The sequence below is a fragment of the Psittacicella hinzii genome (genome assembly GCF_003585935.1).
Taxonomy (GTDB): domain Bacteria; phylum Pseudomonadota; class Gammaproteobacteria; order Enterobacterales; family Psittacicellaceae; genus Psittacicella; species Psittacicella hinzii.
On the sequence record NZ_NRJG01000028.1, the window covers coordinates 38,484 to 60,653 of the forward strand.

Here is a 22,170-nt window from a genome sequence, read left to right on the forward strand (position 1 = left end):
AACAAAATAGTTTTATATTGTAAAGGGGAATAGGCAAGCAAAGGTGATACACTACAAAACCTAAATTCCCAAATAATGAAAAGCTTGGAGTATGAATGATTTTTGTTATTACGATTCTAAGCTATAACTATCCGCAACAATAACGATCATCAGCTATGAAGATTCTTAACTATTCACTATCCACTACATCTGCAAAGGTAGCACGAGTTAGTTTGGCTAGATCAGCTGGTGCTAAAGAGATATCTAGGCCTCGTTTGCCACCAGAACAATAAATCACCTCGAAATTTTTCGCTGTAGTTTCAATAAGGGTTGGTAAAGCTTTCTTTTGTCCTAAAGGAGAAATCCCTCCTACTAAATAACCTGTAACTTTTTGTGCAATCTCTTTATCAGCCATTTCAAGTTTTTTCACTCCAAAGGCTTTAGCAGCTTTTTTCAGGCTTAGCATATGAGCAATAGGTAATACCACTACTCCGAGTTTTTTCTGATCCCCATTAAAAGCTACAAGTAAAGTTTTATACACTTGTTCAGCTGGAAAACCTAACTTATCTACCGCCTCTTGCCCAAAGTTTGTATTCTCTGGATCATGAGCGTATTCGTGAATGCCAAACTTAATTTTCTCTTTTTTCAGTAGATTAACAGCAGGGGTCATAGATGTCTCCTTAGGTAAAAGTTTCTTGGGTAAAAGTATTAGTGTGTTATTAAGAGGGTATAGTTATTTGTTGCCTATTATACTCCCAAGGCAAGTAAAAACTAAATTAATCCCGAGGTAAGTAAGGCACTAAGATCTAAATATGCGATAATAACTAAAAACAGTTTTCAGACTTTGCTTGAGCTTTTACTTGCACTTTTCCTTGTAACTAATGTTCTCTTGTTTCTTGGTTAAGACAACCGGACTTTCTTACTTAAACGTAGGTTGAGGAGTAGAGAGAACTGAATTAGGGAGTAAAAGCTGGCATTTTATTATTTTGAGTTATATCAATGTTAAAACTTAGTAAACTCAATTATTCTGGTATGTGGAGTAACTTTGATTACAGTAAAAGCGCAGTGAGCTTTTTAATAAATAAGTTCCGCTACCTAGAGTTTCCCTCACCAATCAATATTATTTATCTTTTTTCAACTCGCTATAATCTGCAAGGAATACTCGAACAACAGTATTCAAAATTACGCACGCAATATCCAGATGCCGTACCAACTCTCTACGCATTTGAGCCGTTATGGTATATGAATCAAGTTTTTGCCGATAATAATGTAAAACCTTTTCTGTTTACAGGCATGCCGACAATTACGCATACCCAAGAGAATGTGTATAACATGTCATGGTGTTTTGCGGCTGCGGATCATTATGCTGATTTCTGCGATATTGCGGCCGGTCCATATGAACCAGAACGAGTGTCTACACTATTTAATAACTATGTGCACATTCCGAACTTTTTCCGCAGCGCTGATGCGGGCTTTCTGATGGATTATGGTTTACCTACTTATCAACAATTAGTTGAATGGGTAGATAAGATCAATAATCTTGAAAGCCGCAAGTTTGATATTGATAAACGTAATGTTCTTGCAGCATGTATTGCTAGTCATGACATTATCGGCTTGTTACATGGAGTGCGTAGCCAAATTTGTGATATCTTCGAAGAAATCTTTATTCAAATAACAGATTATCCGATGCTTTATGCAGGGAAGTGGCGTAAAAATACCACTATTCTTCAAGAAGAGTTTAATGACAAGAAACTAGATTTTTTACAGCGTGTTATTTTTAACATTTGTCCAGAAAACTCTAATACACCTGGTTATGTAACGGAAAAATTACTTGAAGCTTTTGCTGCAGGTTGTATCCCAATTTATTGGGGTGGAATAGAAACCGAGCTTGATTACATCAATCCTAAAGCTTTTATCTATTACAATCCACGCGACCGCGAAGGATTTAAAGTAACAATCGCCCGTTTATGGAATAATGAGCAAGCAGGGATCAAAGCCATCTTAAAGGAAAAACCATTCTTACCTGGAGCTGCTGCACGTATTTTCTTACGTTATGTTTATCCTTTTGCTAAGCGCTTTGCTCAATGCATGGATGATATCAATCTGTACCAATATCTCGTAGATCCAGTAGATACGACTCTAGAAATAGAAGCAGAAAAAGCGCGTGCTGCTCTAGCAGAGCTAGGCTTAGAGGAAACTAAATATCTTGCTTTAGAACAAGAGGAGAATAAACCTCCGTTTTTTACTCCGAGTTTAGATGAGATTATCCCTGAAGAAGATAAGAAACAACGGATTATCCAAGCGATTTATAAGTATCGCGAGCATGCTTATCCCTTAAATAAAAAATAATCCTACACCTAATTAAGCTATCCCTAATCCTATAGCTTCTTGTAGTTGAATTAATACTCCATCGGAGTAAGTAAAATGTAAAAAGGTTCGAGAGGTTAATGCCTCTCGAACCTTTAACTTTATTAAGAGTATAAGTATTCAGTTAAGATCTTTTAAAGATTGTAATCATTACTAGCTTACGACTTATTTACTAGGAGTAAATGGTTTGTAAGCGTTTTCTGGTAAGTATTTAGAAAGATCGATGCGGTACTCTTGGAAACCTGCATAATCTAAACCAAGTTTAGTTAATGGGTAAACAGAGTTTTGTAACGCATAACCCACAGCTGTATCGTTTGGTGCAGAGAAGATTACCACATTAAGGTTTTCACTACCTTTGATTGGTAAGATGCTCCAGTTTACAGTGTGATCGATCTTAATTGCTTTACCATCTTTAGCTAATTTAGTTGCGTAATTCGCAATTAACTCTTGAGATGTTTCTAAAGCTGCATACACTACGCTTTGTGGACCCGAACCTGGGAACATACCACCGTTTGCACGATAGTTGTTCGTAGCTAATAAGAATTTATCACTGTCTTTAATTTCTTGACCTTGATATTGCATATTAACTACACGACCAGCACCAATAGTACGACTTGGACGACAACGCGAGTCAAATGCTGAAGGTTTAGTAACATCGTATTGGTAAGTTACCCCATAGAGTACGTCAAAGTTATAAGTACGGAAAGTATTGTAGTTTAGTAACTCTTGACGATCTGATGTACCTGTAAAGATTTGGTTGAATAATGATGAAGAACATTCAGCCCAGTTTTTCACATCTTTACCAGTTACTTCGATGATGGTGAACGTATTTGGATAGAAGTATACGTCTGATACATTACGTAAAGTAAATGGACCTTTATCTACGTGTGTAAAACCATTTACGTCGTTGTGACGCTCACCATATCTAAATGGAGCAGCAGCTGATACTAACTTGTGGTTAGCATATTTAGGGTTCTCTTTTACCCAATTTTGTAAAGCATCCATTTGTACTTGGTTAACAAGTTTAACTGTTGGATCATCTTGAGTTAATGCTAAGTAACCGTATAGAGGATCATCAATTTTACCTAGTGGTTTATTAGCATAAGCACGTGTAGCTTCGTGGGTTTGTTCTAGAGTTTTAACCGCTAATGGGCTTTCTTCTACCAGTTCTTTACGGTTTTTAATGTCGTAAACTGGTTCAGCATAAGCTACGGCTTTTGAAGCATTAGCTTTCCAGCTACCATCAGGTTGTTTTTCTAATACTAGATCAACAATCCCTAAGTGGCTACCCCAACGACCAGGCATTACCGATGGTACTCCATTAATAGTACCACGTTTAATGTCAGCACCAGGAGTACTTGCATATTCTTCAGATGGGAATACCCCGTGCGAGTGCCCAAACATTACCGCATCTACGTCTTTAACTTTAGTTAAGTTAATAACTTGGTTCGGGAATAAAGATGAAGATGGAGCATTCGTACCAATACCCGAGTGAGGAATAGCCACGATTACTTCAGCACCTTTGGCTTTCATTTCTGGAATGAATTTTTCTGCCGAAGCAACAATAGGCGCAGCAGTCACTTTACCGGTTAATTTTTCGGCATCCCATTGCATAATGCCTGGAGGAGTAAAGCCGATATAACCTACTTTAATTTGATGTTTAGTGCCATCTTCGGCAGTAAATGTATGTTCTTTAATAATGTATGGAGTGTAGTAGTTAGCACCAGTTTTTGCGTCATATACGTTTGAGTTAATAACCGGAACACCTGCTAGTTTTTGTGCAGAGTCTACTACTTTTTGTAAGTAAGGTAAACCAAAGTTAAACTCGTGGTTACCTAAGTTAGATACATCGTAATTAAATGCTTTGAATAAAAGATACGCAGGGTGAATCTGATAAGATTTAAAGTCATCTTCAACTGCCCAAGTTCCGATCATCCCACCTTGGATTAAGTCACCGTTATCCACTAAGATCGAGTTTACAGCTCCAGCACGAGCTTTTTCAATTAGAGAAGCCGTACGTGTAAAGCCGTACTCTTTGATTGGACGGTCACTATAGTAGTCATAAGCTGTATAGTAAGCATGCAGGTCGGTCGTTTCAATAACACGTAGTTTAATTGTGTTACTGTCAGCAAAAGCATGAGCTGAAAGACCTAATACAGCAAAAGCTGCTGCTAATTTAGCAAATTTAGTACGTATTTTAGTCATAAGTCTTTGATAGTTAGGTGAAAGAGCCTTGTTTTAACTTTAGGTTAGTGTCGTTCTGTGCTTACTCAAGGTAAGAAGCTAGGAGCTAAGCATAAAGCTAAGACAAGAAGTGAAAGAGATAAAAAACAGGAAAATACGACAAGAGTAAGCGATTAATCTCCTACTCTAGTTCGACAAAATAAATCAAGCGATACTTAAAAATATTTCACAAATATTGCTGATTTTATTGGTGGAATTTCTGCCCTTATTTTAACGAAAAAATCGCTTAAAACGTGACTTTATTTAGTGCTCTAAACTAAAAAAACGTAAATGACTAAATTTTAGATGAGCAAAAAGATAAAAGTTAGATTAAAAAGCTCTTAAAAACTATTATTTGCAAGCTTAAAATTTAAATTTTCTTTACCTTTTGCAAAAGTGTGAAAGTAAAGGTGAATGCGAAGCAACAAATACGAAGCTCAAACTGATCTTTTGTAACAAAATGATCATGAGATAGATTGCTTAGAGCAAGAAAAGAGGCGTGACAATGAGTTTAATGTTGAGGCAAACTAACTTTTGCAAATTAAAAGTTTAAAACCATGTATTAATATGTTAGTTTTGATCTTGTTGAGCTAGAGAGGAAAGAGTTTTGATAGCTTGTTTCTTACGTTTGGTAAGAATAAACGAAAGAGAAGATAAGAAAGATAATTTTGTTGATTTGCCAAGTTAGACAACTTTAAACCCTAAGTTTTTATCAGGAATTACTAAAATTATCACAATAATTAACAAGGGATTATTTAGGATTTTCGAGTGGGAGTCAGAAAGGTTGTCTGAAAAAATTTAGGGATCAGTAATTAAAACTACTCGCTTTAAGAAAAATGTTTACGGCTTTACGAATAATTTACAAGTTATAAAAAATCCCTTTAAGCATAAAAGCCTAAAGGGATATTTCCTTCTCAAGGTCGATTAAAGAAAATTATATATTATTTTCCAGTCCAGCGCTTAAAGATTAGACTAGTGTTTACTCCACCAAAGGCAAAGTTGTTATTCATTACGTAATCGGTTTGGATTTCTCTTCCCTCACCAGTAATGTAGTCTAAATCACCACAACGTGGATCGATTTCTGTAAGATTAAGCGTTGGTGCAAACCAGCCATCGTTCATCATGTTAATGGCAAACCAACTCTCAAGCGCGCCACATGCACCAAGAGTGTGCCCTAAATAGCTTTTTTGTGAACTTAGAGGTACTTTACCAAATAAAGAGGCTGTTGCTTGCGTTTCAGCAATATCTCCTTGTTCAGTAGCTGTACCATGACCATCAACATAACCAATGTCTTCTGGTTTTAAGTTTGCATCTTTAAGAGCTAACTCCATACATAGTTGCATGGTTTCTTTAGATGGGCGAGTAATATGCGTACCATCACTATTAGCACCATAACCCACCACCTCAGCCAGAATATTAGCGCCACGCGCTAGAGCATGTTCGAGCTCTTCTAAAACGAGCATTCCCGCACCTTCCCCAATTACTAAACCATCACGTTTAGCATCATAAGGACGTGGGTTTAACTCTGGATGATCATTGTCTCTACTTGCTGCATACAATGAGTCAAATACATATACTTCAGAAAGGCAGAACTCTTCACCGCCGCCGGCAATCATCATAGGGATCATGCCATATTTAATCGACTCATAAGCATAGCCAATTGCTTGGCTACCAGATGAACAAGCGCTAGAGGTTGGAATAATACGTCCACTTAAACCAAAGAAAATGCCAATATTAGCTGCCGTAGTGTGCGGCATCATACGTACATAGGTGTTGGCATTGAATTTATCATTTTCTCCGGTTGAAATAAGATCAGCTACGGTAAGAATATCAGGTGTACTTCCAGTCGACGATCCTGAAGCTACCCCCATATTACCATTTAAGCAGCAAGGATCAATCACTCCATCCTTTAATAATCCAGCACTAATAAGCGCATCTTGAGCAGCATCTACACAGAACATAGATACTCGCCCCATGCTTCTTAGTTGTTTTCTATTCCAAGAGGCTGGAGGGGTATAACCATTAATTGGCGCACCAAGGTAAGATTCAAGATCTTTATATTTTGCATCCCAATTTAAGCGTTTTACAGCATTCTTTTGTGATTTAAAAGCTTGCTTAATGTCTTGCCAAGTACGACCAAGAGCGGTGATACCTCCAGCTCCAGTTATAACTACTCTTTTTGTTTGCATATCTTACTTCTTCTTTTTTAACATAAACCGCCATTTACCGCCAGAACTTGACGTGTAATATATGCAGCTTGTTCATCTAGTAAAAAACTAACAGCATGAGCAACTTCTTCTGGTTTACCCATACGTTGAGCCGGAATAGCTTTTAATATTTGCTCTACTGGAGTTAACTCATCAATAATATCAGTATCAATTAATCCTGGAGCGACACAATTTACAGTTATATTACGTTTAGCTAACTCAATTGCTAGTGATTTAGCTGCGCCAATAATACCAGCTTTAGAAGCACTATAATTCACTTGTCCGCGATTACCAATTAACCCAGAAACGCTTGTAATACAAACGATACGACCTGGTTTACGATTACGGATCATTGGCATGATTACTTGATGTAATACATTGTAAAAGCCATCAAGGTTCGTGTGAATTACGCTATCCCAATCTTGATCTGTAAGAGCAGGGAAAGCTCCATCGCGAGTTAAACCGGCATTAAGCACAACTCCATAATAAGCCCCATGTTCTTCAACGTCTTGGGTTAGAATTTGTTTACAGGATTGACGGTCAGATACATCAAATTGCAGTAAACGAGCTTTACGTCCTAAAGCTTGTACTTGCGCAATTACTTCTTGTGCTTGTTCAACTTGTGAACGACAGTGAATTACGAGATCATAACCTTTAGCGGCTAATGCTAAAGCAATCGCCTTACCAATACCTCTACTTGAACCTGTAACTAATACGGTTTTTTCCATAGCTATCTATCCTATTTGTTGGGGCTATACACATTAAGAGCTGCTTTAATTAGAAGTTTTTGGCTAGCTTTTTCAAAAAGCTCTACATCAAAAACCCCAAAACCAGTTTCATCTTGTAATGAAAGTTGCACTTTTATTTCTAACGTAGTGCCAATTTCTATGGCATCGCAATAAAAGTCAATTTTACGTGATCCTAAAAAATAACCCAAACGTATTGGTTTACCTTGAGAATAAGAGCGACAACCTTCCCAACAACCGATACTTTGCGCCATTACTTCAAGGGCTGAATAATTAACAAATTTATCACCCTCTAATAAAATATTGTTAGGACGAATAGTGAACTCAGTAACTATATAATTTGCTCCATAGTCTAGAACTCGATCTACTTGAATCATTGCTCCAGATTGCGGTAAAAGCTGATCCACTTGAGTAAAAGGAAAGGTTAATTGTCTAGTTGTGGTCATCTCTTTGTCCTAGAATTAATACAGCATTATTTCCACCAAAAGCAAATGAATTACTTAAAGCAATACGTCTAGCTTGTGGCCAATAACTGTCAGCTTGGGTTATATTAAGTTGAGGAATATCTGGATCTGGTTGCCCATCCCATAATTGTGCAGGTAACACCCCAGTCGGATTTAAGTCGGGGCTAATAAACGCCCAAGCAATAGCGGCTTCTATAGCTCCTGCAGCTCCTAAGGTATGAGCTGTATAAGGTTTGGTTGAAGTGCAAAATACTTGAGTACCTAGCACTTGTGAGACAGCTAAAGCTTCCATACTATCGTTATGGCGCGTCCCTGTTCCATGGAGGTTTACCCAACCAATCGATGAAGGCTCTAATCGTGCTAATGCTAAAGCTTGCTCCATAGCAAGTTTTGCGCCTAGACCTTCAGGGTGTGGACTACTCATGTGATAAGCGTCACTGCTTGCTCCATAGCCTAAAAGCTCTTGTGCTTGATCATTGAGTGCTTGTCTGGTTAGCACAAATAAAGCAGCTCCCTCTCCGATATTAGTACCTTGACGATTAGTAGAAAACGGATTTAATACTTGAGGAGAAAGTACTGATAAAGATTCAAACCCTTTAATGGTTAAAGGAGATAGAGTATCAACTCCTCCCACAATTACAGCATCACATAAATTAGCTAATAAGAGGCGAGCTCCAGCCATAATAGCTCGTGCGCCTGAAGTACAAGCCGTAGAAATACCATAGCCTAAGCCCTCAAGTCCGTATAGCTCACGCACATAATCTTGCGGCGAACTAAAATATAGTTGGCTTTGATTAAGATAATCGTCGTGCTTATTATTTAAATAAGCTTGCTTAAAATAAGGGATTATCGTATCAATACCAGCAGTAGATGTGCCCACGACAACTGCAACTCTTTGACGACCATATTGAGCTATAACTTGTTGAATTTGCTCGTCGATTTGCATTAAAGCATGATAAGTAATTTGGTTACTTCTACATACCATATGAGCCGGAGTTGATTCTGGTAACTCTAGTAAAGGACAAGTTATTTTACCGAATGTTCCTTGTTTTAAATTAAAATCAGGATCATAAAAAGGGTTATCTTCGCTAATTAAAGGAGATGGAGTTTGTTGAGACAAAATATGAAAATGTTGAGCAATGCCTGAACCTAAACTGCTAACAATTCCTGGAGTATGAAGATATATTTTATGCATAAAATTACTGAGGTAAATATGTAACTAACCATTGAGAATTATCAAAGAGGATAATTTGTGCTTGGTTTTGTTTTACTTGAATTTTCCAAACTAAACGATTATCAACAAAATAATTCTTCCATCCTTGATCGTCTTTAATTTCGCTATAGTTTAATAGTGAAAGTGAAGGATCTAGATAAGTGGTAATTGCTGCAAATAGATATTTAGCTTGCTCATTTGGTGGGGCAAAACCATCAGCTTTCCAACCTTGAGGCGTTAAAAGCATACGCGCTAAAGGTGCTCCGAGAGGATCAGTTAGTATCCATCGCCATTGGTCAGCTCCAGATTGAATAACCAGTAAACTAGTTTGTTGTTTAGGCTCTTGTTGCTGCACTTTATACATATGCTTTGCCTGCTCGTTAGTCGTAGGAAATTGCTTAATTTCTGGGAAAGAAGAGCAAGCAGCAAGAGCGCAAGTTATCCCTAAAAGGAATAACATTTTAAATTTTTTATGCATATGGTTAACCTATTCAAGGTTAAAAAATCTAATCTTAAGTGGATAAACATTAAGCTAAGGTGCGTATTCACCTATAAGCTTAATTTTATGAGATTTGTTGCTTGGTAGTGTATCACTTTAGTTTGCGTTAAGTAGCACTTACAGGAGCTACCATTTTATTAAGTCATATTAGCTATCTATGATAGGTTGCCTTAGGTGCTACTTACGCTAAACTAAATTGTAGTTTTAAGAGTTGGGTAAACTTAATTAAACTTGCTTAACCTTAATTACCTTAATCCAACTCAATAAAGTTTAATTTTATTGCTTAGTTTGATAATCTTTATAGCTTAAAAAGATTATTAATACACAATAGAATACTCCGAGGCTAACACTTAAACCAAACGCTGATACGGCTGGAGTTGAGCTTATACCTAGTAGTAAAAAAGCAATCATGGTGGTTAAAGCTGCAAAGAAGACTGCAGTCTTCTTATACTTTTTCTTCTCTTGTACAGTTTCGAGATACACCGTATAGTCAATACCTATAGCCGAAACTAATAGTAAACCAAACATGGCAAACAGACTTATTGGCACATTAAACCAACCAAGAGTTGCGATGGTTAAACCTATAGCAGCTAAAGGTAAAAGAAGCATTTTAGCAGTTTTCTTCACGCCAAAGAATTTCCAGAGGAATAAGAAAGCTAGGACAAAAGAAGCAATCTTTAACCAAGCAGCTTGATCTCTAGTATGTTTAAAGGACTCATTTAAGTGTCCTGCTTTATCTTGCCAAAAAACATCTTGATTATTAGCTAAAGCTTGTACTTGAGATAATGCAGTAGTGGTTAAACCTGGAAACTTAATCACCGCACCATAAACTTGAGGTTGTAGTTCCCCTAAGTATAAATATTGCCAAGCTTGTCCAATACTTGTAGCTAAAGCTTGGGTTAAACTTACCGGTTGCGTTTGGGTTAACTCAGTTAAAGCTTGCTGTATTTTACTTGCAGGTATGCCAATTTGCTCCAAAATGGCATAATCTTGTGCTTGGATATGCGAGCTTAAGTATTCAGCTAATGCTTTTTGTTTACTCTGCGTATGTAACCAATTACTTAAAGATAAGAACTTAATTTCAGGATTTTGCGTCTGTAATTGTTGTAATTGCGCTGTAACTTGGGCATTTTTGTCTAATAGTGCTTCTGGACTATTAGCAGTTATTAGTAAGTACTGGGTACTTAAGTCCATACCCGTATAATTAGCAATTTGTTGGGCTTGGATTAGCATACTATCTGGTACAGCTATCCATTGACGCATATTATCGTGCCATTGGCTACGATAGATACCAATTGCTCCTAAAATTAAAACTCCTACGCCTAAGAGATATTTAACTTTGGTGTTTAAGGAGTAAAAGCAAGTTACTTCGGTAAGCTCTGGTAGTTTTACTAAAGGTTTAGGCTGATAGCGTGCAAATCTTCCTGGAAGCCAGAAAAGCGTAGTAATTACAGCAAAAATTAAAGCAACAGCCGAGAATAACGCTGTTTGTTGCAAGATAGGTAAAACTGTAATCCCTAAAAGGATATAACCTAATAGAGTAATAATTAAGCTAAGGATAAAAGTCTTTTGCAATGCTTGCATACTAGCTTTAGCTTGCCAATTTGCAGTAAAGAAAGATCCCATGAGCCAATGTAAAGGAAAATCAATTAAAACCCCAATTAAACTAGTTCCTATCACTAGGGTCATAATATGAATTTGTCCAAATACTAGTACCGTTGCACTAACGCCACAAACTAATCCGACTACAATAGGTAAATATAACCAGAGAATTTTTAAACTGCGGAATATAGCTAGCAGTAATCCTAAGGTTAGGATAGTTCCTACAATAGACATAATGGTACTTTCAGCTTGGGCTTGAGCTTGGGTATAAGCTGCAAAAATACTCGTACCTGTAACTAAAAATTTACCTGCGCTCGAAGCTCGTACTTGCTCACGCGTTTGCTTGAGTACTTCTAAAAGAGAGCTCTGCTCTTTAATGATGTCGCCATCGCTTAAAGTAGCTTGCAGAACAACATAGGTAGTATTATTGTGCTCTAAGTATAAAAAACCAGAGCTCATATCCCATTGTACTTTACTGGAAGTTAAAGCCGAAGTTAAAGTGTAGCGACTAAAACTTAACCAATCCTGATCTACAGCTAATAATGAGGTTTTATTAAACGGATTCATTATTTGCTGGGCATAGGTTTGGAAATAAGCTTGTGGCTTAGTTTTAAGTTCTTGGATTACGTTATCAGGTAAAGTTGCAAACCCTAGAAGCTTTAAGTCTTGCTGCAGCTTACTAATGTCTGGCTGCGTTTGTCCTTGTACATGACTAAAAATCCCAGTTTGTTGCCAGAGCTTAACCACATTTTGTGCTTGAGTAAAAGCTTGTTCTTTATCTTGCTCACCAATCAAAGCAATAATTTGTTTATTTAGCGCTTGTGTTTGTAAATCATCAGCGGATACTTGCACGGGATTCCAAGATTTTTCTTGAGGTAAAAGAGAGATTAAATCTGTAACCACCCAATTATGGTTGGCGATTCTTCCTCCTAAAAAAGTCACGAGAGCTAAACAAACCAGCGCAAAGAAGACCTTTATTCCTGTACTAAAGTGCATACTACTTCCTAAGGTAAAGCTTTACTTGCAAAACTATTTAATGGTTTATCTACTTTTACTTGACTAAAAGAAATTACGGTTTTATCACCTTGCTTTTCTTGTAAAGTAATAGTTTTAACTAAATCACCACCGGCAATAGTTATCTGGGTAAAGATTTGTTTCATTAGTACACTGCTTGGGGTAAGATCCATAGTCCAGTTCGCAGCTGTTCCCGATACTTTAATGGCAAATTGATTTTCAATCCCAGATACGTCACCAGAAAGTAAACCTAAAAAGAGTTTAATCTGTGCGGATTGACCTATTTGATCAGAGAATATCCACTGATTGCCATCCCATTGAGAAATACCTTTACTATTTAAGCGAATACTTACTGGGAAAGGAGTTTGCATATTCCACAATAAGCCTTTAGCTTTAACTAGCGTAAAATCTCCAGTTGAAGTAATAGGAGAACCTAAATTAGCTAAAAATCTTTGTTGGGTAAAATCACCTTGCAGACTCGTTGGCTGCTGTAATTGTTTTACAAGATCAGCCTGACCAAAAGCCCAAGACCAGCTAGTAAGTAAGCCTAAGCTGGCAGTAAGTAATATTTTTTTTAATATCATGTGTTTTTTAAACCTTTAAATCATGCCTAGTTAGTACCAATTAGCTTGGTTGCAAACTCTAAGAAAAGTTGTTAACTAGTTTGCATTGCGGGGTCTAAGTTAAAATTATGCTTGCGCTGGTTTAAACTCTGGATAAGCTTCAACAACTCGGCGTAATGATTCTGGAGTTTGTAACTGCAGTTCTTGCGTGTCTAAACTTACTGCAACTTGCATAGTACTTGCTTTAGTTAAACGCGTACCAGTTTGTGCGTCAAGGATTAGATAATCAAATTTTAAGCTTGATTCGTACTCCACAAGCTGTACTATGATTTTAATTTTTTGTTTAAATACTGTAGGTTTTACGTACTTAATATTAACTTGCACTACAGGCCAGCCATATCCTTGGTGTTCCATAACATCGTATGAGTAGTTAATTTGATCTAAAAATGCACAACGTGCCATTTCGAGATATTTTACGTAATTCCCGTGCCACATAATCCCCATAGCATCCGTATCAAAAAACTGAATCTGATATTCAGAGCTATGAGTGGCATAAACGTGTTTTTTAGATTTAAGCATAAAATTATTTAGATAATAGAAGGGCTAAAGCTCTGCTTTAGCCCTTAATATTATTTTTTAATGTCACCAGTTAATGAAACGCGAGAAATCAGATTACCTGCATGACACTCATATTGGGTTGCAGATTTAAAGTTAGAGCCTTTATAAGTACTAAAGATGTTTGTTACTTTAGTTCCACCTAACTCTTTAGCTTTTTTCTGTAATTGCACAACAGCACTTAAGAATGCCCACTGACAAGAATTAACATCTGCTTTGGCAAAAGCATTAGTTGTACGATTTGTTGTAGCATCTTTTAAAAGCAGTGTACCTGGTGCGTCAGTGCCCCAAAATAGTTGAATATTTGGATCTACTACTTTTTTCGCTTGAGCAGAGGCTAAAGTTTCTTGCACGCTATGAAATGAAGTTTCATTACGAGCACATGAGCCTAAAGCTAAAGCTGCTACTGCTAAAACAGATAGAGTTTTAAGAACTTTCATGGGATATCCTTATATAAAATGCGAAAAGTTATGTTAAGGTTTGTAAGGTGAACTATTTACTAAAACTTCACTCTTAGATCTAATGCTTTCTAAGTTAACTGCAAAGAGTTTTAGAGATAGGTAAGGAAGATAAATTAAAGTAAATCTAAACCTATGCAAATTTAAGATTAAATCTTAAAGCGGAGGTTAAAAGTCAGCCTCTAAGTTTAGTATATTACAGATCATTCTGATTATCTTTACCTATAGACCAAAAATCATAAAAGTTAAACCAGAATAGAGGTCTTTGCTTACAAGATAAAGCTAAAAAGTGTGCATATTGCTGCATAACTTGAGCAATTTGTTCTTTTCTTTGTTTCCCTTTAGCGATTAAAGGTGAGCTAAAACTTTTTAACTCAAGAACAAAGTCATTTCCTTCGCGATAACAGGCAAGAGTATTAATGGGTGCTGTTAGCAAACTAGATAAAAGCCAAGGACCAAGAGGTAAATTAGCTTTCTCACCTAAAAAATCAACTGCCGTATACTTATCTTTGCTAGGATCAAAACGATCGACAGCAATGGCTAACCATTCTCCGCGTGCTAAACGCTGTTCGAGCTCGAGCATTTGCTGTACATCAAGAGCTCCGATTTGTAATAAATTAATATTATTGCTATTTTGTCTGCTCTTTTCTAAAGTGCGATTAAATTTTAAAGAATTATTCTTATCTAAAATAATATTAAGTTTTATATCTTGGTAGATTTTATCTTGGAAAAAGATTTGACAAATAGGAGCGCAACCATGGTGCGAAAAAACAAAAATCTGACCAGGTTGCTTTTGATGCATTTTTTCGAGTAGATTGTCCGGATCTTGGAGAATAATCTTGTTATAGATTTTGCGATTTTGCGTTATAGCTAACTTATCTACAATGGTTTGAGCAAAATTATAAAATACTCTAAATTTTGCCGCATACCCTAAATTGATTTCAGGAAAAGTAGCTTGTAAGCGTTGTAAATATTGTTGAATATTACCACGAGCACAGCTGCTGGTTAAGTAGTAATAAGTAATTACTACGAGAGTAACTAATTTTAAAATCCAGACTGGCGTGTATTTAGTAAGCCAACGGCTTACATTAAGGAAAAACATATTGCCTTTTTCAGGCTGCTGATTCCAGTTTTTTTTTGAGCTCATACACTTTTTCCTGTGAGTTTGCGAGCTAGCATCCCAAAGAATAAGCGAGCGTGCATTTTGCTAATACGCCAGTTATCAGCCCAAGCTTTAAAGTGACTGACCCCACCTGGGTGATAGGTTACAGGCGTTTCAATCCACAGAAATGGAATTTGTTGCCAGTGACAGCGGACTAAGATTTCAGTATCAAAATCCATACGATTACCTATGTGCTGTTCAAGCAAAATAGGCAAAGTCGTGTCTAAAGGATAAAGTCTAAAACCACACATCCCGTCTTTTAAATCGAACGACCAAGTATTAATGGCATTCCAAAAGTTAGTAATTTTACGTCCGTATAATCTAGCTTTAGGAGCATCAGCGCCATAAACAGGTAAACCACATATAATCGTATCAGGATGGCTTTGAGCGCTTTGAATAAATTTTAGGACATCGCTTAACTTATGTTGTCCATCGGCATCGACTTGTAAAACATGGCTATAACCTAGCTGTTGGGCTAGGACAAAAGCATCTTTTACTGCAGCACCTTTTCCTTGGTTTACGGGATTGAGTTGTACTTGCACATGAAGGTCTTGCAATTGTTGTACAACTTGTGCTTGAGCTGGTTCAGATCCGTCATCAACAATAATTACTGGCAGATTGTGCAATCTTAGTTCCTCAACTACCCGTCTAATGGTACTAGCATGGTTATAGTGAGGAATAATAACTACAGGTTGAAAAATTTTAGACATCTAGCGATCCTAACCAAGTTAATTTAATGGTTGTAAACAAATTTGTTCGACTTGTTGGCGATCTATTTTGTCTTGGGAGTTACGTGGTAATTGCTCGATAAAGCGCCAGTAACGAGGTAAAACACTCTTTTCTTGCGATTTGCTTAAAAAGTGCTTTAATTCAGCAATGATTGGTTTACGTCCTTGGCTCTCAAGCATAGCTTCTGGTTTAAGTACAACTAAAGCTACCAGACGCATAAACTTAGGATGTTTACATACGTAGGCGTCTTGTACCCAAGGATGTAAGATTAGCTCTTGTTCAACTTGCGATAAAGAGACGCGTTTGTCATTAATCTTAACAATGCGATCATTACGACCAATTAACTTAAATCCTTGCGAACTTAGCTCTACCACATCACTCGTTTGTTCTCGTTGGTTAACCCAAGGAGATTCTACCCATAAGCATTCGTGCTCATTTACGCCAATGTTTACTGGAGATAAAGTTTGCCATATCCCTTTTCCAGGTCGATAAGCAACTACTCCGGTTTCAGTACTGCCGTAAATTTCAAAGACATTAATCTTGAACTGGGAGAGTTTTTGTTCAGTTTCTAGGCTAAGTACTCCACCAGCACAAACCACTCCGAGCAAGTTTTGTTGTGCTTGTGCTTTTATTTGATGGAGATTAGACAAGAAAACCGGACTACTAATCCATACAGAAGGACGTGTGGTTTCTGCAATTAGATTTTCATTAAAAACTAGTTGTTGACGTCCGATAATCCAGCCTTGAGACAGAGGTAAAAATACCCTATGAGTTAAACCATACATGTGTAAACAGCTCACGCTGCCTAACACTTGCAGTTCTGGATGAACAAACGGAAATACTTTAGCTAAGCTCGTTGCTTCTTGCCACATATGGCAAGCAAGCTTAGTTATAACTTTAGGATTACCAGTAGAACCTGAAGTTTTTAATTTAATTTGTGTTTGCGAATAAGGATCTATTAGTTCATCTAGATCTTGGGGTAAAGTTACCTGTTGCTCTAAACCTAAATCTCTAAATTCTTGATCAGTTAAAATGAAATCACTTTCATTTTGTGCCCAAACTAAATTTTGTTCTAAAAGGTTGGGCGGAAGTAATACATTTATCTTGGCGTGTAAACAAGCAAGAAGGCAGCAAGCAAACTCACTTACATCTGAAAGATGTAAAGTTACATTTTGATACTTACGTTCTTGTAGCTCTTGGCTAATTTGTAATACACGCTTAGCAAAATCCTGACGTTCCCAACACGGATTAACCGCTATTGGGTTCTTAACCTTAAAAGTAGATAGCATTGTCATAATATGCTTAGCAAGCTGCTATTGATTGCAAAAAGATTTATTATTCTTTGTTATGGATCTTAATGAGATAGGGACGAAGAATAAACTCTCCAATAAACAAAACTCCCATTAGGACGTAAGAAATAGCTCCTGCGTACCAAGCCCAAAAAGTCCAATATTCACCCCAAATGCTAAAGCTCACAATTGTAATATTTAGGATGAAAAAGCCACACCAAACATAAGTAAGTTTACGTAAGTAACTTGAGGCTTGTGCTGGTAGATGAGGATCCTTAAGGCGAGCAATTCGCTCGATAAAAGTTGGAGGTTTTATTAAACTTGCTCCAAATACAAGGAGCATAAACCCACTAACGAGAGCTGGATACCAGTGAGCTAACTCATGCGATCCTATTACGGCGATAAAAACAAAGAACAATCCAATAAACACTTGAAAAAATCGGTAATTACTAGGAAAAACTAGCCCTTTAATGAGCCATAAACTAGCAAGTAACCAAATTAATCCATAAGTAAGTTGGGAGTTTGATGCAAAAAGCCAACATAGAGGGTAAGCTATCGAACAAAGAGTTAGAGCGAGAGATACCACTCCAGAAATAAGCTTAAGCATAAAAATAGTACCCTTTACAACTAGGTTTACCGGCTGTTTCTAATTTGAATTCTAGTCGTTGTTTGTCTTTATCCCAAATAAAAGTAAGCTCAATTAGATCATTCGGTTGAGTAAAATTTTGGAATTTAAGATTTTTAACTTGACCTACATAATCTAATGCAGGGTAAATCTTTTGTGCTTGCTTTTTTATCCAACGTAGAATAACTACTCCTGGAACTAAAGGAAATGAATCAAAGTGATCTCTGAAATACAGTAGATCAACTGGTACTTGTCCTTGTAATACATAAGTATTATCTTTCTCTTGGCATGAATGCCATTCAGGATCTTTAATTCCTTGAGTTAGTTTTTGTTCTAAATCAATAACATCGAATTGGTTAGGCAATTTATCTGTGAACAGAGTGAGCTCACTTATTAAAGCCTCAGGCAAGTGTTGATTGATTAAAGCTAATAAATGAGCTCTTCCTTGTTGACGATATACTTCGATCCCTTGCGGATTAAGTTCTAGACAAGCTATCTTAGATGGCGCTTTAGCAACATAAGCTGCATTTATCCAAGGTAAGCTTTCTAAACAAGTTTTAATACTCATGTATTATCCTTGTTTAGAATCATCTTGAGGTGCACTTACCTCTTGCTCAGGATTGATGCTAACTTTTTTCACCGCTTCGATTACATCTTGTACTGTACGTACAGTGCGGAAATCTTCAGCATTTAATTTATAACCTGTTTTACGCTTAATAAAGTCGATTAAGTCAATTGCGTCAATACTATCGATATCTAAATCTGTATATAGATTAGTTTCAGGAGTAATTTCTTGCGCATCAACTTCAAATAATTCTACTAAAGCGTTAGTTAGAATCTGTTGAATCTCTTGGTCAGTTAATTGTTTCTGTTGCATAATTTCACTTAGATATAGGAAAGAATAATTCAAACTTAAAGAGTTTTACTCTTGCTTATTTGTTGTTGATTTGTTCTTGAACAAAATCAGTTAAAGTTTGTACACTTTTGAAATAAGTATTTAGATCGTGTTGCTCTACATCAAAACTAAAACCGTATTTCTTTTGTAATTCTAAACCTAATTCTAGAGCGTCCACAGAATCTAAGCCTAGACCTTGCTCATCAAAAAGTAAAGTGTCATTAGAAATATCTTCAACAGTAATGTCTTCTAAAGATAAGCTGTCAATAATTAATTTCTTAATTTCGTCGGCTAATTGCATGTATTATCCTTTGTTTGAGTATTAAAATAAGTTTCAAGTTCGGCTTTAATTCTTCTTGCCGCAATAGGCAAAGGTTTTTCGGCTAATCTTTGAGCAGTATCTATATCTTCACCTACATAAATATCATAGTTAACAGTGCAAACTGGTACTTTATACCAAGGCTGCCCTTTCTTAAAGTGAGGTGGATTGGCTTTAATAATTACAGGAGTAATTACTTTGGCGCTGCGTAAACCTATGGAGATAGCTCCCCGATGAATATTTACCACCCCATCCCAGCCTGTGCGAGTTCCTTCGGGAAAAATAAGTAAAGATTGCTCTTGAAGAGCCTTATGACATGCTTCTAAGAATTCTTCACTTTCAGTTCCTGGAATAAAACCACAAGCACGAATAGCTCCACGCATACTTGGGTTTTGTAAAAGACTTTTCTTTACTACAATATTAGTATTATTGATCTTCATAAAGAGCAATACTACGTCAAGTAGAGACGGATGGTTGGCTAGGATCAATTGTCCAGGTTTACCTAAGCGCTCAAGGCCACGATAGTTAACTTTAACTATTTTGCAAAGAGTACCGTATTTAATGAGCAGTCTCCAAGTCCAACTAACGAATTTGCGGGCTTTGAGTTGTGACTTAAGACTGGTATTTGGATAATTCCAACCCCAAGGGATAAGCACCAGATACATGAGAGTACCGAATACTCCGAAGAGAATAAAACCGAATATTGTCACTATAAAGCGATAAATTAATTCGATTTTCTTTCCCATGTCCATACTCCGTACTGTGCTGGACTTGTCCAGTGGTTTAAACCTAAATTATGAGCTTTAATAAATTGAAGGTTATTGTCAACTAATACTTTAGGTGATTGGATTTGAGCCTGTAGTTTTAAGCTATAGTTATTACCTGGCGTAACAACTAAAGCTAAAGCATAATCTAGTGGTGGAAATACAAGATCAGGTTGTGAGTTATAATTTGCTTCTTTAAGAAAAGTTTCGCTTAAGACAATTAGAACTTTTGTTACACCTTGTTGAAACATAGTGTAAGCTTCAACTAAAGCAACTTCTAAATTATCTTTGCTGGTTGCGATTGCTGAAGATTCGGCAGTAGTGTTTTGCATTACTGTCCACTGACCAACAATAGCATTGTGCACCGATAGGCTAAAAGAGGTAGGAGAAATCGTCCCTTGAGTTAAAAAGTCTGAAAATAATTCAAAAGAACGATTATTTTCACTTTGACTTGAAGCGTAGATTACAGGAAGATTTTCTTCTTTATTGGTTAATGGCCAAGCTGCGCTGAAGATCAAACGAGCGCTATCGCCTAATCTACGGCGTTGTAAAGGAGGTAGAAAACTTAGTTCTGGACTAACTATTTCTCGATCTTTTACTTGATTGTACCAATAACTATTATCTTGTTGCCAATCTTGGTTGGAGATGTTCCTATTGAATGAGCTGTTAAACTCTTCAATATTAAAGTTTATTGCACAAATGTCTTTCATACCTGAAATCTTAAATTACATAATTGAGATATTAATCCATTAGACTACGTTAATGTTTAAATTATACCTAAGCCGACACTAAAAAAGAAGTGATATCACCCTCATTTATCACGGATAAACAAGGAATAAAACGATTAATTTTGGTGTCATATATCAAAAAATACTACTTTATAAGTTTTTAGCTTATAAATGTACTTTACAGATCTAAAATTAAAGATAGTAACTGGGAAAAAGACAAAAAGTAATTTGCTTTGATCTCCTTGTTTGAAATAACAAATTTTGCAACTATTTTTAACCTTATATCTAAATATAATATACTACAGCTTTGCCAATTATGTTCTAGCTAAAGCCTTGTTTTGCCGTTATTGATAGGCAAAAAATTTTAGCACTTTATCGTTACCTATCTCGTTAACGATCAGCTTTATTTGCTAAGTAATTTGATATCTACGTACGATAATAAAAAACCAATGAATTTTTACTTAGTTGTGCAAAATTAACCTTGTGTGGTTTGAAGATTTCTTGGTGTACAGCTCATGGAGTGTGATGGATTTTCACCTATAGTTTTCTTGAACCTTAGTAATAGTTTTACGTTTACGTAAAGTAGTCTATTTTTGAGACCGACTTGATTTATGCAGTGATCAAGCTAATGAACATAGATAAATCATAGAGCGATGTGTTACAATAGAAAACAGTGTTGATTTATGGTAATTTACCGTAAATAACCTTATTTAAGATTTTATTTTTCTTTACAAAATTAAGCATTTTGTAAAGACTACCCCTTTTCATTTTCATTGCAAGTTGATCAACAGCGACCTATACTTTTAGCTTTTGAGTATTTACTAGGTGTTGCGACTTGCTAGATTTGTGAGTTATTCATGACTAGTAAATTACTTACTCGTGTAGCCCAAGCTTTATGTGTAGTTGGTGCTTTTGCATTAGCTGCTTGTGATAAAAATTCTGCTCCAGAGACAGCTGCTAATAATGCTCCAGCTGCCGAGCAAACTGCAACAACTAAAGATGTAGCTGCAAGTTTAGATGATGTAACTATTAAACAAGGTTTAGAAGCTTTAAGTCAAACTTTAAGCAATCCTGCAAATAGCGAGCAATTACGTAAAATCAACCATGCTCTAGTAGGTACTTCAGATGAGCGTTTAGCGTTTATTAACAAGTACATGCAAGATAATAAAGATATCTATCCGGATTATGCTTTAGTGTATCAAGCTAATGGTGCATATGTGAAACAGAAAAACGAAGCATATACAGATGAGATCGATATTAGTGATGAAGCAGTAAAAGATTTCTTAGCTTATTCATTTGTGAATAACTACGAGTTAATTGCTAAAGACTTTAAATATTTCTCAGGTTTAAACGTAGCTGAGTATTACTACAGCTTATATGGTGTGCCTTTAGCATTAAATCTGTATCCAGATGATTTCCCGAATCGTCTTTTAGATGATGCAGGTCAAGCATCTTTATACGAGTTTTTAGCTACCCCAGGCTTGAAAGAAGAATTACCAAAACAAATTCTTCTAGAGTGTCAAACTTATGGTAACTATCAGTTAGTTACTACAGGTTTAACTGGACAAATGTTAGACTTAGCTAATAAATACAATGCTCAAGCTTTAGGCTTTTGTCAAAATATTGAAAAAGCAGCTAAAGATTTAGCAGAGAAAGAAAAAGCTGAAGAAAACAAATAATTACCAAATGTAAAAATAACGTGAGCCCAG

General features: G+C 36.3%; 22 protein-coding genes. 2 read left to right on the forward strand and 20 right to left on the reverse strand.

The features are described from left to right. Positions 1–169 precede the first annotated feature (169 nt). Positions 170–649, reverse strand: coding sequence for a Cys-tRNA(Pro) deacylase (ybaK, locus tag CKF58_RS01780; protein ID WP_119530276.1), 480 nt, complete (start codon positions 647–649; stop codon positions 170–172). A gap of 329 nt (positions 650–978) precedes the next feature. On the opposite strand from ybaK, the gene CKF58_RS01785 reads away from it, so the two are divergent. Then, entirely contained in the window at positions 979–2,328 is a 1,350-nt protein-coding gene (locus CKF58_RS01785; RefSeq protein WP_222987658.1) for a glycosyltransferase family 10 domain-containing protein, read from the forward strand. Positions 2,329–2,511: 183 nt separating this feature from the next. Here the strand turns inward: CKF58_RS01785 and CKF58_RS01790 are convergent, their stop codons facing one another. The 19 genes from CKF58_RS01790 to CKF58_RS01880 form a co-directional block, all read right to left on the reverse strand. Further along, complete coding sequence (locus tag CKF58_RS01790) at positions 2,512–4,551, reverse strand: bifunctional 2',3'-cyclic-nucleotide 2'-phosphodiesterase/3'-nucleotidase (protein ID WP_119530277.1); 2,040 nt, start codon at positions 4,549–4,551, stop codon at positions 2,512–2,514. Positions 4,552–5,510: 959 nt separating this feature from the next. Continuing rightward, positions 5,511–6,758, reverse strand: coding sequence for a beta-ketoacyl-ACP synthase (locus tag CKF58_RS01795; protein WP_119530278.1), 1,248 nt, complete (start codon positions 6,756–6,758; stop codon positions 5,511–5,513). 17 nt (positions 6,759–6,775) lie between these two features. Next, a complete protein-coding gene (gene fabG / locus CKF58_RS01800) occupies positions 6,776–7,504 on the reverse strand; it encodes a 3-oxoacyl-ACP reductase FabG (RefSeq protein WP_119530279.1) in 729 nt (242 codons plus the stop codon). Between the two features lie 11 nt (positions 7,505–7,515). After that, entirely contained in the window at positions 7,516–7,968 is a 453-nt protein-coding gene (locus CKF58_RS01805) for a hotdog family protein (RefSeq protein ID WP_119530280.1), read from the reverse strand. Further along, on the reverse strand, positions 7,955–9,181 hold the full coding sequence (locus tag CKF58_RS01810) for a beta-ketoacyl-ACP synthase (protein WP_119530281.1): 1,227 nt from the start codon (positions 9,179–9,181) through the stop codon (positions 7,955–7,957). Before CKF58_RS01810 ends, CKF58_RS01805 begins: the two co-directional genes overlap by 14 nt. A gap of 4 nt (positions 9,182–9,185) precedes the next feature. Continuing rightward, a complete protein-coding gene (locus tag CKF58_RS01815) occupies positions 9,186–9,677 on the reverse strand; it encodes a hypothetical protein (protein ID WP_119530282.1) in 492 nt (163 codons plus the stop codon). A gap of 297 nt (positions 9,678–9,974) precedes the next feature. Then, entirely contained in the window at positions 9,975–12,242 is a 2,268-nt protein-coding gene (locus CKF58_RS01820; protein ID WP_222987659.1) for an MMPL family transporter, read from the reverse strand. A 62-nt stretch (positions 12,243–12,304) separates the two neighbouring features. After that, the gene (locus CKF58_RS01825) at positions 12,305–12,898 is read right to left on the reverse strand and encodes a LolA family protein (RefSeq protein ID WP_119530284.1); all 594 of its coding nucleotides are present in this window, start codon (positions 12,896–12,898) and stop codon (positions 12,305–12,307) included. Positions 12,899–13,003: 105 nt separating this feature from the next. After that, positions 13,004–13,456 (reverse strand): acyl-CoA thioesterase, encoded by a 453-nt coding sequence (locus tag CKF58_RS01830; RefSeq protein ID WP_119530285.1) that lies wholly within the window; start codon positions 13,454–13,456, stop codon positions 13,004–13,006. A gap of 50 nt (positions 13,457–13,506) precedes the next feature. Next, positions 13,507–13,932: an excinuclease ABC subunit A gene (locus CKF58_RS01835; RefSeq protein ID WP_119530286.1), complete on the reverse strand. Its 426-nt coding sequence runs from the start codon at positions 13,930–13,932 to the stop codon at positions 13,507–13,509. Between the two features lie 214 nt (positions 13,933–14,146). Next, positions 14,147–15,097: a lysophospholipid acyltransferase family protein gene (locus tag CKF58_RS01840; protein WP_119530287.1), complete on the reverse strand. Its 951-nt coding sequence runs from the start codon at positions 15,095–15,097 to the stop codon at positions 14,147–14,149. Beyond that, positions 15,094–15,822 (reverse strand): glycosyltransferase family 2 protein, encoded by a 729-nt coding sequence (locus CKF58_RS01845; RefSeq protein ID WP_119530288.1) that lies wholly within the window; start codon positions 15,820–15,822, stop codon positions 15,094–15,096. The genes CKF58_RS01840 and CKF58_RS01845 overlap by 4 nt, the downstream gene beginning before the upstream one ends. A gap of 18 nt (positions 15,823–15,840) precedes the next feature. Next, positions 15,841–17,136, reverse strand: coding sequence for an AMP-binding protein (locus tag CKF58_RS01850; protein ID WP_119530289.1), 1,296 nt, complete (start codon positions 17,134–17,136; stop codon positions 15,841–15,843). Positions 17,137–17,176: 40 nt separating this feature from the next. Beyond that, entirely contained in the window at positions 17,177–17,737 is a 561-nt protein-coding gene (locus tag CKF58_RS01855; RefSeq protein WP_119530290.1) for a COG4648 family protein, read from the reverse strand. Further along, entirely contained in the window at positions 17,730–18,323 is a 594-nt protein-coding gene (locus CKF58_RS01860) for an ApeI family dehydratase (RefSeq protein ID WP_119530291.1), read from the reverse strand. The genes CKF58_RS01855 and CKF58_RS01860 overlap by 8 nt, the downstream gene beginning before the upstream one ends. Before the next feature lie 3 nt (positions 18,324–18,326). After that, entirely contained in the window at positions 18,327–18,632 is a 306-nt protein-coding gene (locus tag CKF58_RS01865; RefSeq protein ID WP_119530292.1) for an acyl carrier protein, read from the reverse strand. A gap of 55 nt (positions 18,633–18,687) precedes the next feature. Then, positions 18,688–18,951 (reverse strand): phosphopantetheine-binding protein, encoded by a 264-nt coding sequence (locus CKF58_RS01870; RefSeq protein WP_119530293.1) that lies wholly within the window; start codon positions 18,949–18,951, stop codon positions 18,688–18,690. Beyond that, entirely contained in the window at positions 18,942–19,715 is a 774-nt protein-coding gene (locus CKF58_RS01875) for a lysophospholipid acyltransferase family protein (RefSeq protein ID WP_119530294.1), read from the reverse strand. The genes CKF58_RS01870 and CKF58_RS01875 overlap by 10 nt, the downstream gene beginning before the upstream one ends. Continuing rightward, positions 19,694–20,443, reverse strand: coding sequence for a beta-ketoacyl synthase chain length factor (locus CKF58_RS01880; RefSeq protein WP_119530295.1), 750 nt, complete (start codon positions 20,441–20,443; stop codon positions 19,694–19,696). The genes CKF58_RS01875 and CKF58_RS01880 overlap by 22 nt, the downstream gene beginning before the upstream one ends. Positions 20,444–21,318: 875 nt before the next feature. On the opposite strand from CKF58_RS01880, the gene CKF58_RS01885 reads away from it, so the two are divergent. Continuing rightward, positions 21,319–22,140, forward strand: a complete 822-nt coding sequence (locus CKF58_RS01885) for a hypothetical protein (RefSeq protein ID WP_119530296.1) — start codon at positions 21,319–21,321, stop codon at positions 22,138–22,140. Positions 22,141–22,170: the final 30 nt, after the last annotated feature.

Coding starts and splice junctions, on each gene's coding strand:
- CKF58_RS01790 (WP_119530277.1), bottom strand. CDS start 4,551: ATGACTAAAATACGTACTAAATTTGCTAAATTAGCAGCAGCTTTTGCT.
- CKF58_RS01865 (WP_119530292.1), bottom strand. CDS start 18,632: ATGCAACAGAAACAATTAACTGACCAAGAGATTCAACAGATTCTAACT.
- CKF58_RS01855 (WP_119530290.1), bottom strand. CDS start 17,737: ATGCTTAAGCTTATTTCTGGAGTGGTATCTCTCGCTCTAACTCTTTGT.
- CKF58_RS01815 (WP_119530282.1), bottom strand. CDS start 9,677: ATGCATAAAAAATTTAAAATGTTATTCCTTTTAGGGATAACTTGCGCT.
- CKF58_RS01835 (WP_119530286.1), bottom strand. CDS start 13,932: ATGAAAGTTCTTAAAACTCTATCTGTTTTAGCAGTAGCAGCTTTAGCT.
- CKF58_RS01880 (WP_119530295.1), bottom strand. CDS start 20,443: ATGAAAGACATTTGTGCAATAAACTTTAATATTGAAGAGTTTAACAGC.
- CKF58_RS01830 (WP_119530285.1), bottom strand. CDS start 13,456: ATGCTTAAATCTAAAAAACACGTTTATGCCACTCATAGCTCTGAATAT.
- CKF58_RS01875 (WP_119530294.1), bottom strand. CDS start 19,715: ATGGGAAAGAAAATCGAATTAATTTATCGCTTTATAGTGACAATATTC.
- CKF58_RS01845 (WP_119530288.1), bottom strand. CDS start 15,822: ATGTCTAAAATTTTTCAACCTGTAGTTATTATTCCTCACTATAACCAT.
- fabG (WP_119530279.1), bottom strand. CDS start 7,504: ATGGAAAAAACCGTATTAGTTACAGGTTCAAGTAGAGGTATTGGTAAG.
- CKF58_RS01785 (WP_222987658.1), top strand. CDS start 979: ATGTTAAAACTTAGTAAACTCAATTATTCTGGTATGTGGAGTAACTTT.
- CKF58_RS01860 (WP_119530291.1), bottom strand. CDS start 18,323: ATGAGTATTAAAACTTGTTTAGAAAGCTTACCTTGGATAAATGCAGCT.
- CKF58_RS01870 (WP_119530293.1), bottom strand. CDS start 18,951: ATGCAATTAGCCGACGAAATTAAGAAATTAATTATTGACAGCTTATCT.
- CKF58_RS01825 (WP_119530284.1), bottom strand. CDS start 12,898: ATGATATTAAAAAAAATATTACTTACTGCCAGCTTAGGCTTACTTACT.
- ybaK (WP_119530276.1), bottom strand. CDS start 649: ATGACCCCTGCTGTTAATCTACTGAAAAAAGAGAAAATTAAGTTTGGC.
- CKF58_RS01840 (WP_119530287.1), bottom strand. CDS start 15,097: ATGAGCTCAAAAAAAAACTGGAATCAGCAGCCTGAAAAAGGCAATATG.
- CKF58_RS01810 (WP_119530281.1), bottom strand. CDS start 9,181: ATGCATAAAATATATCTTCATACTCCAGGAATTGTTAGCAGTTTAGGT.
- CKF58_RS01805 (WP_119530280.1), bottom strand. CDS start 7,968: ATGACCACAACTAGACAATTAACCTTTCCTTTTACTCAAGTGGATCAG.
- CKF58_RS01850 (WP_119530289.1), bottom strand. CDS start 17,136: ATGACAATGCTATCTACTTTTAAGGTTAAGAACCCAATAGCGGTTAAT.
- CKF58_RS01885 (WP_119530296.1), top strand. CDS start 21,319: ATGACTAGTAAATTACTTACTCGTGTAGCCCAAGCTTTATGTGTAGTT.
- CKF58_RS01795 (WP_119530278.1), bottom strand. CDS start 6,758: ATGCAAACAAAAAGAGTAGTTATAACTGGAGCTGGAGGTATCACCGCT.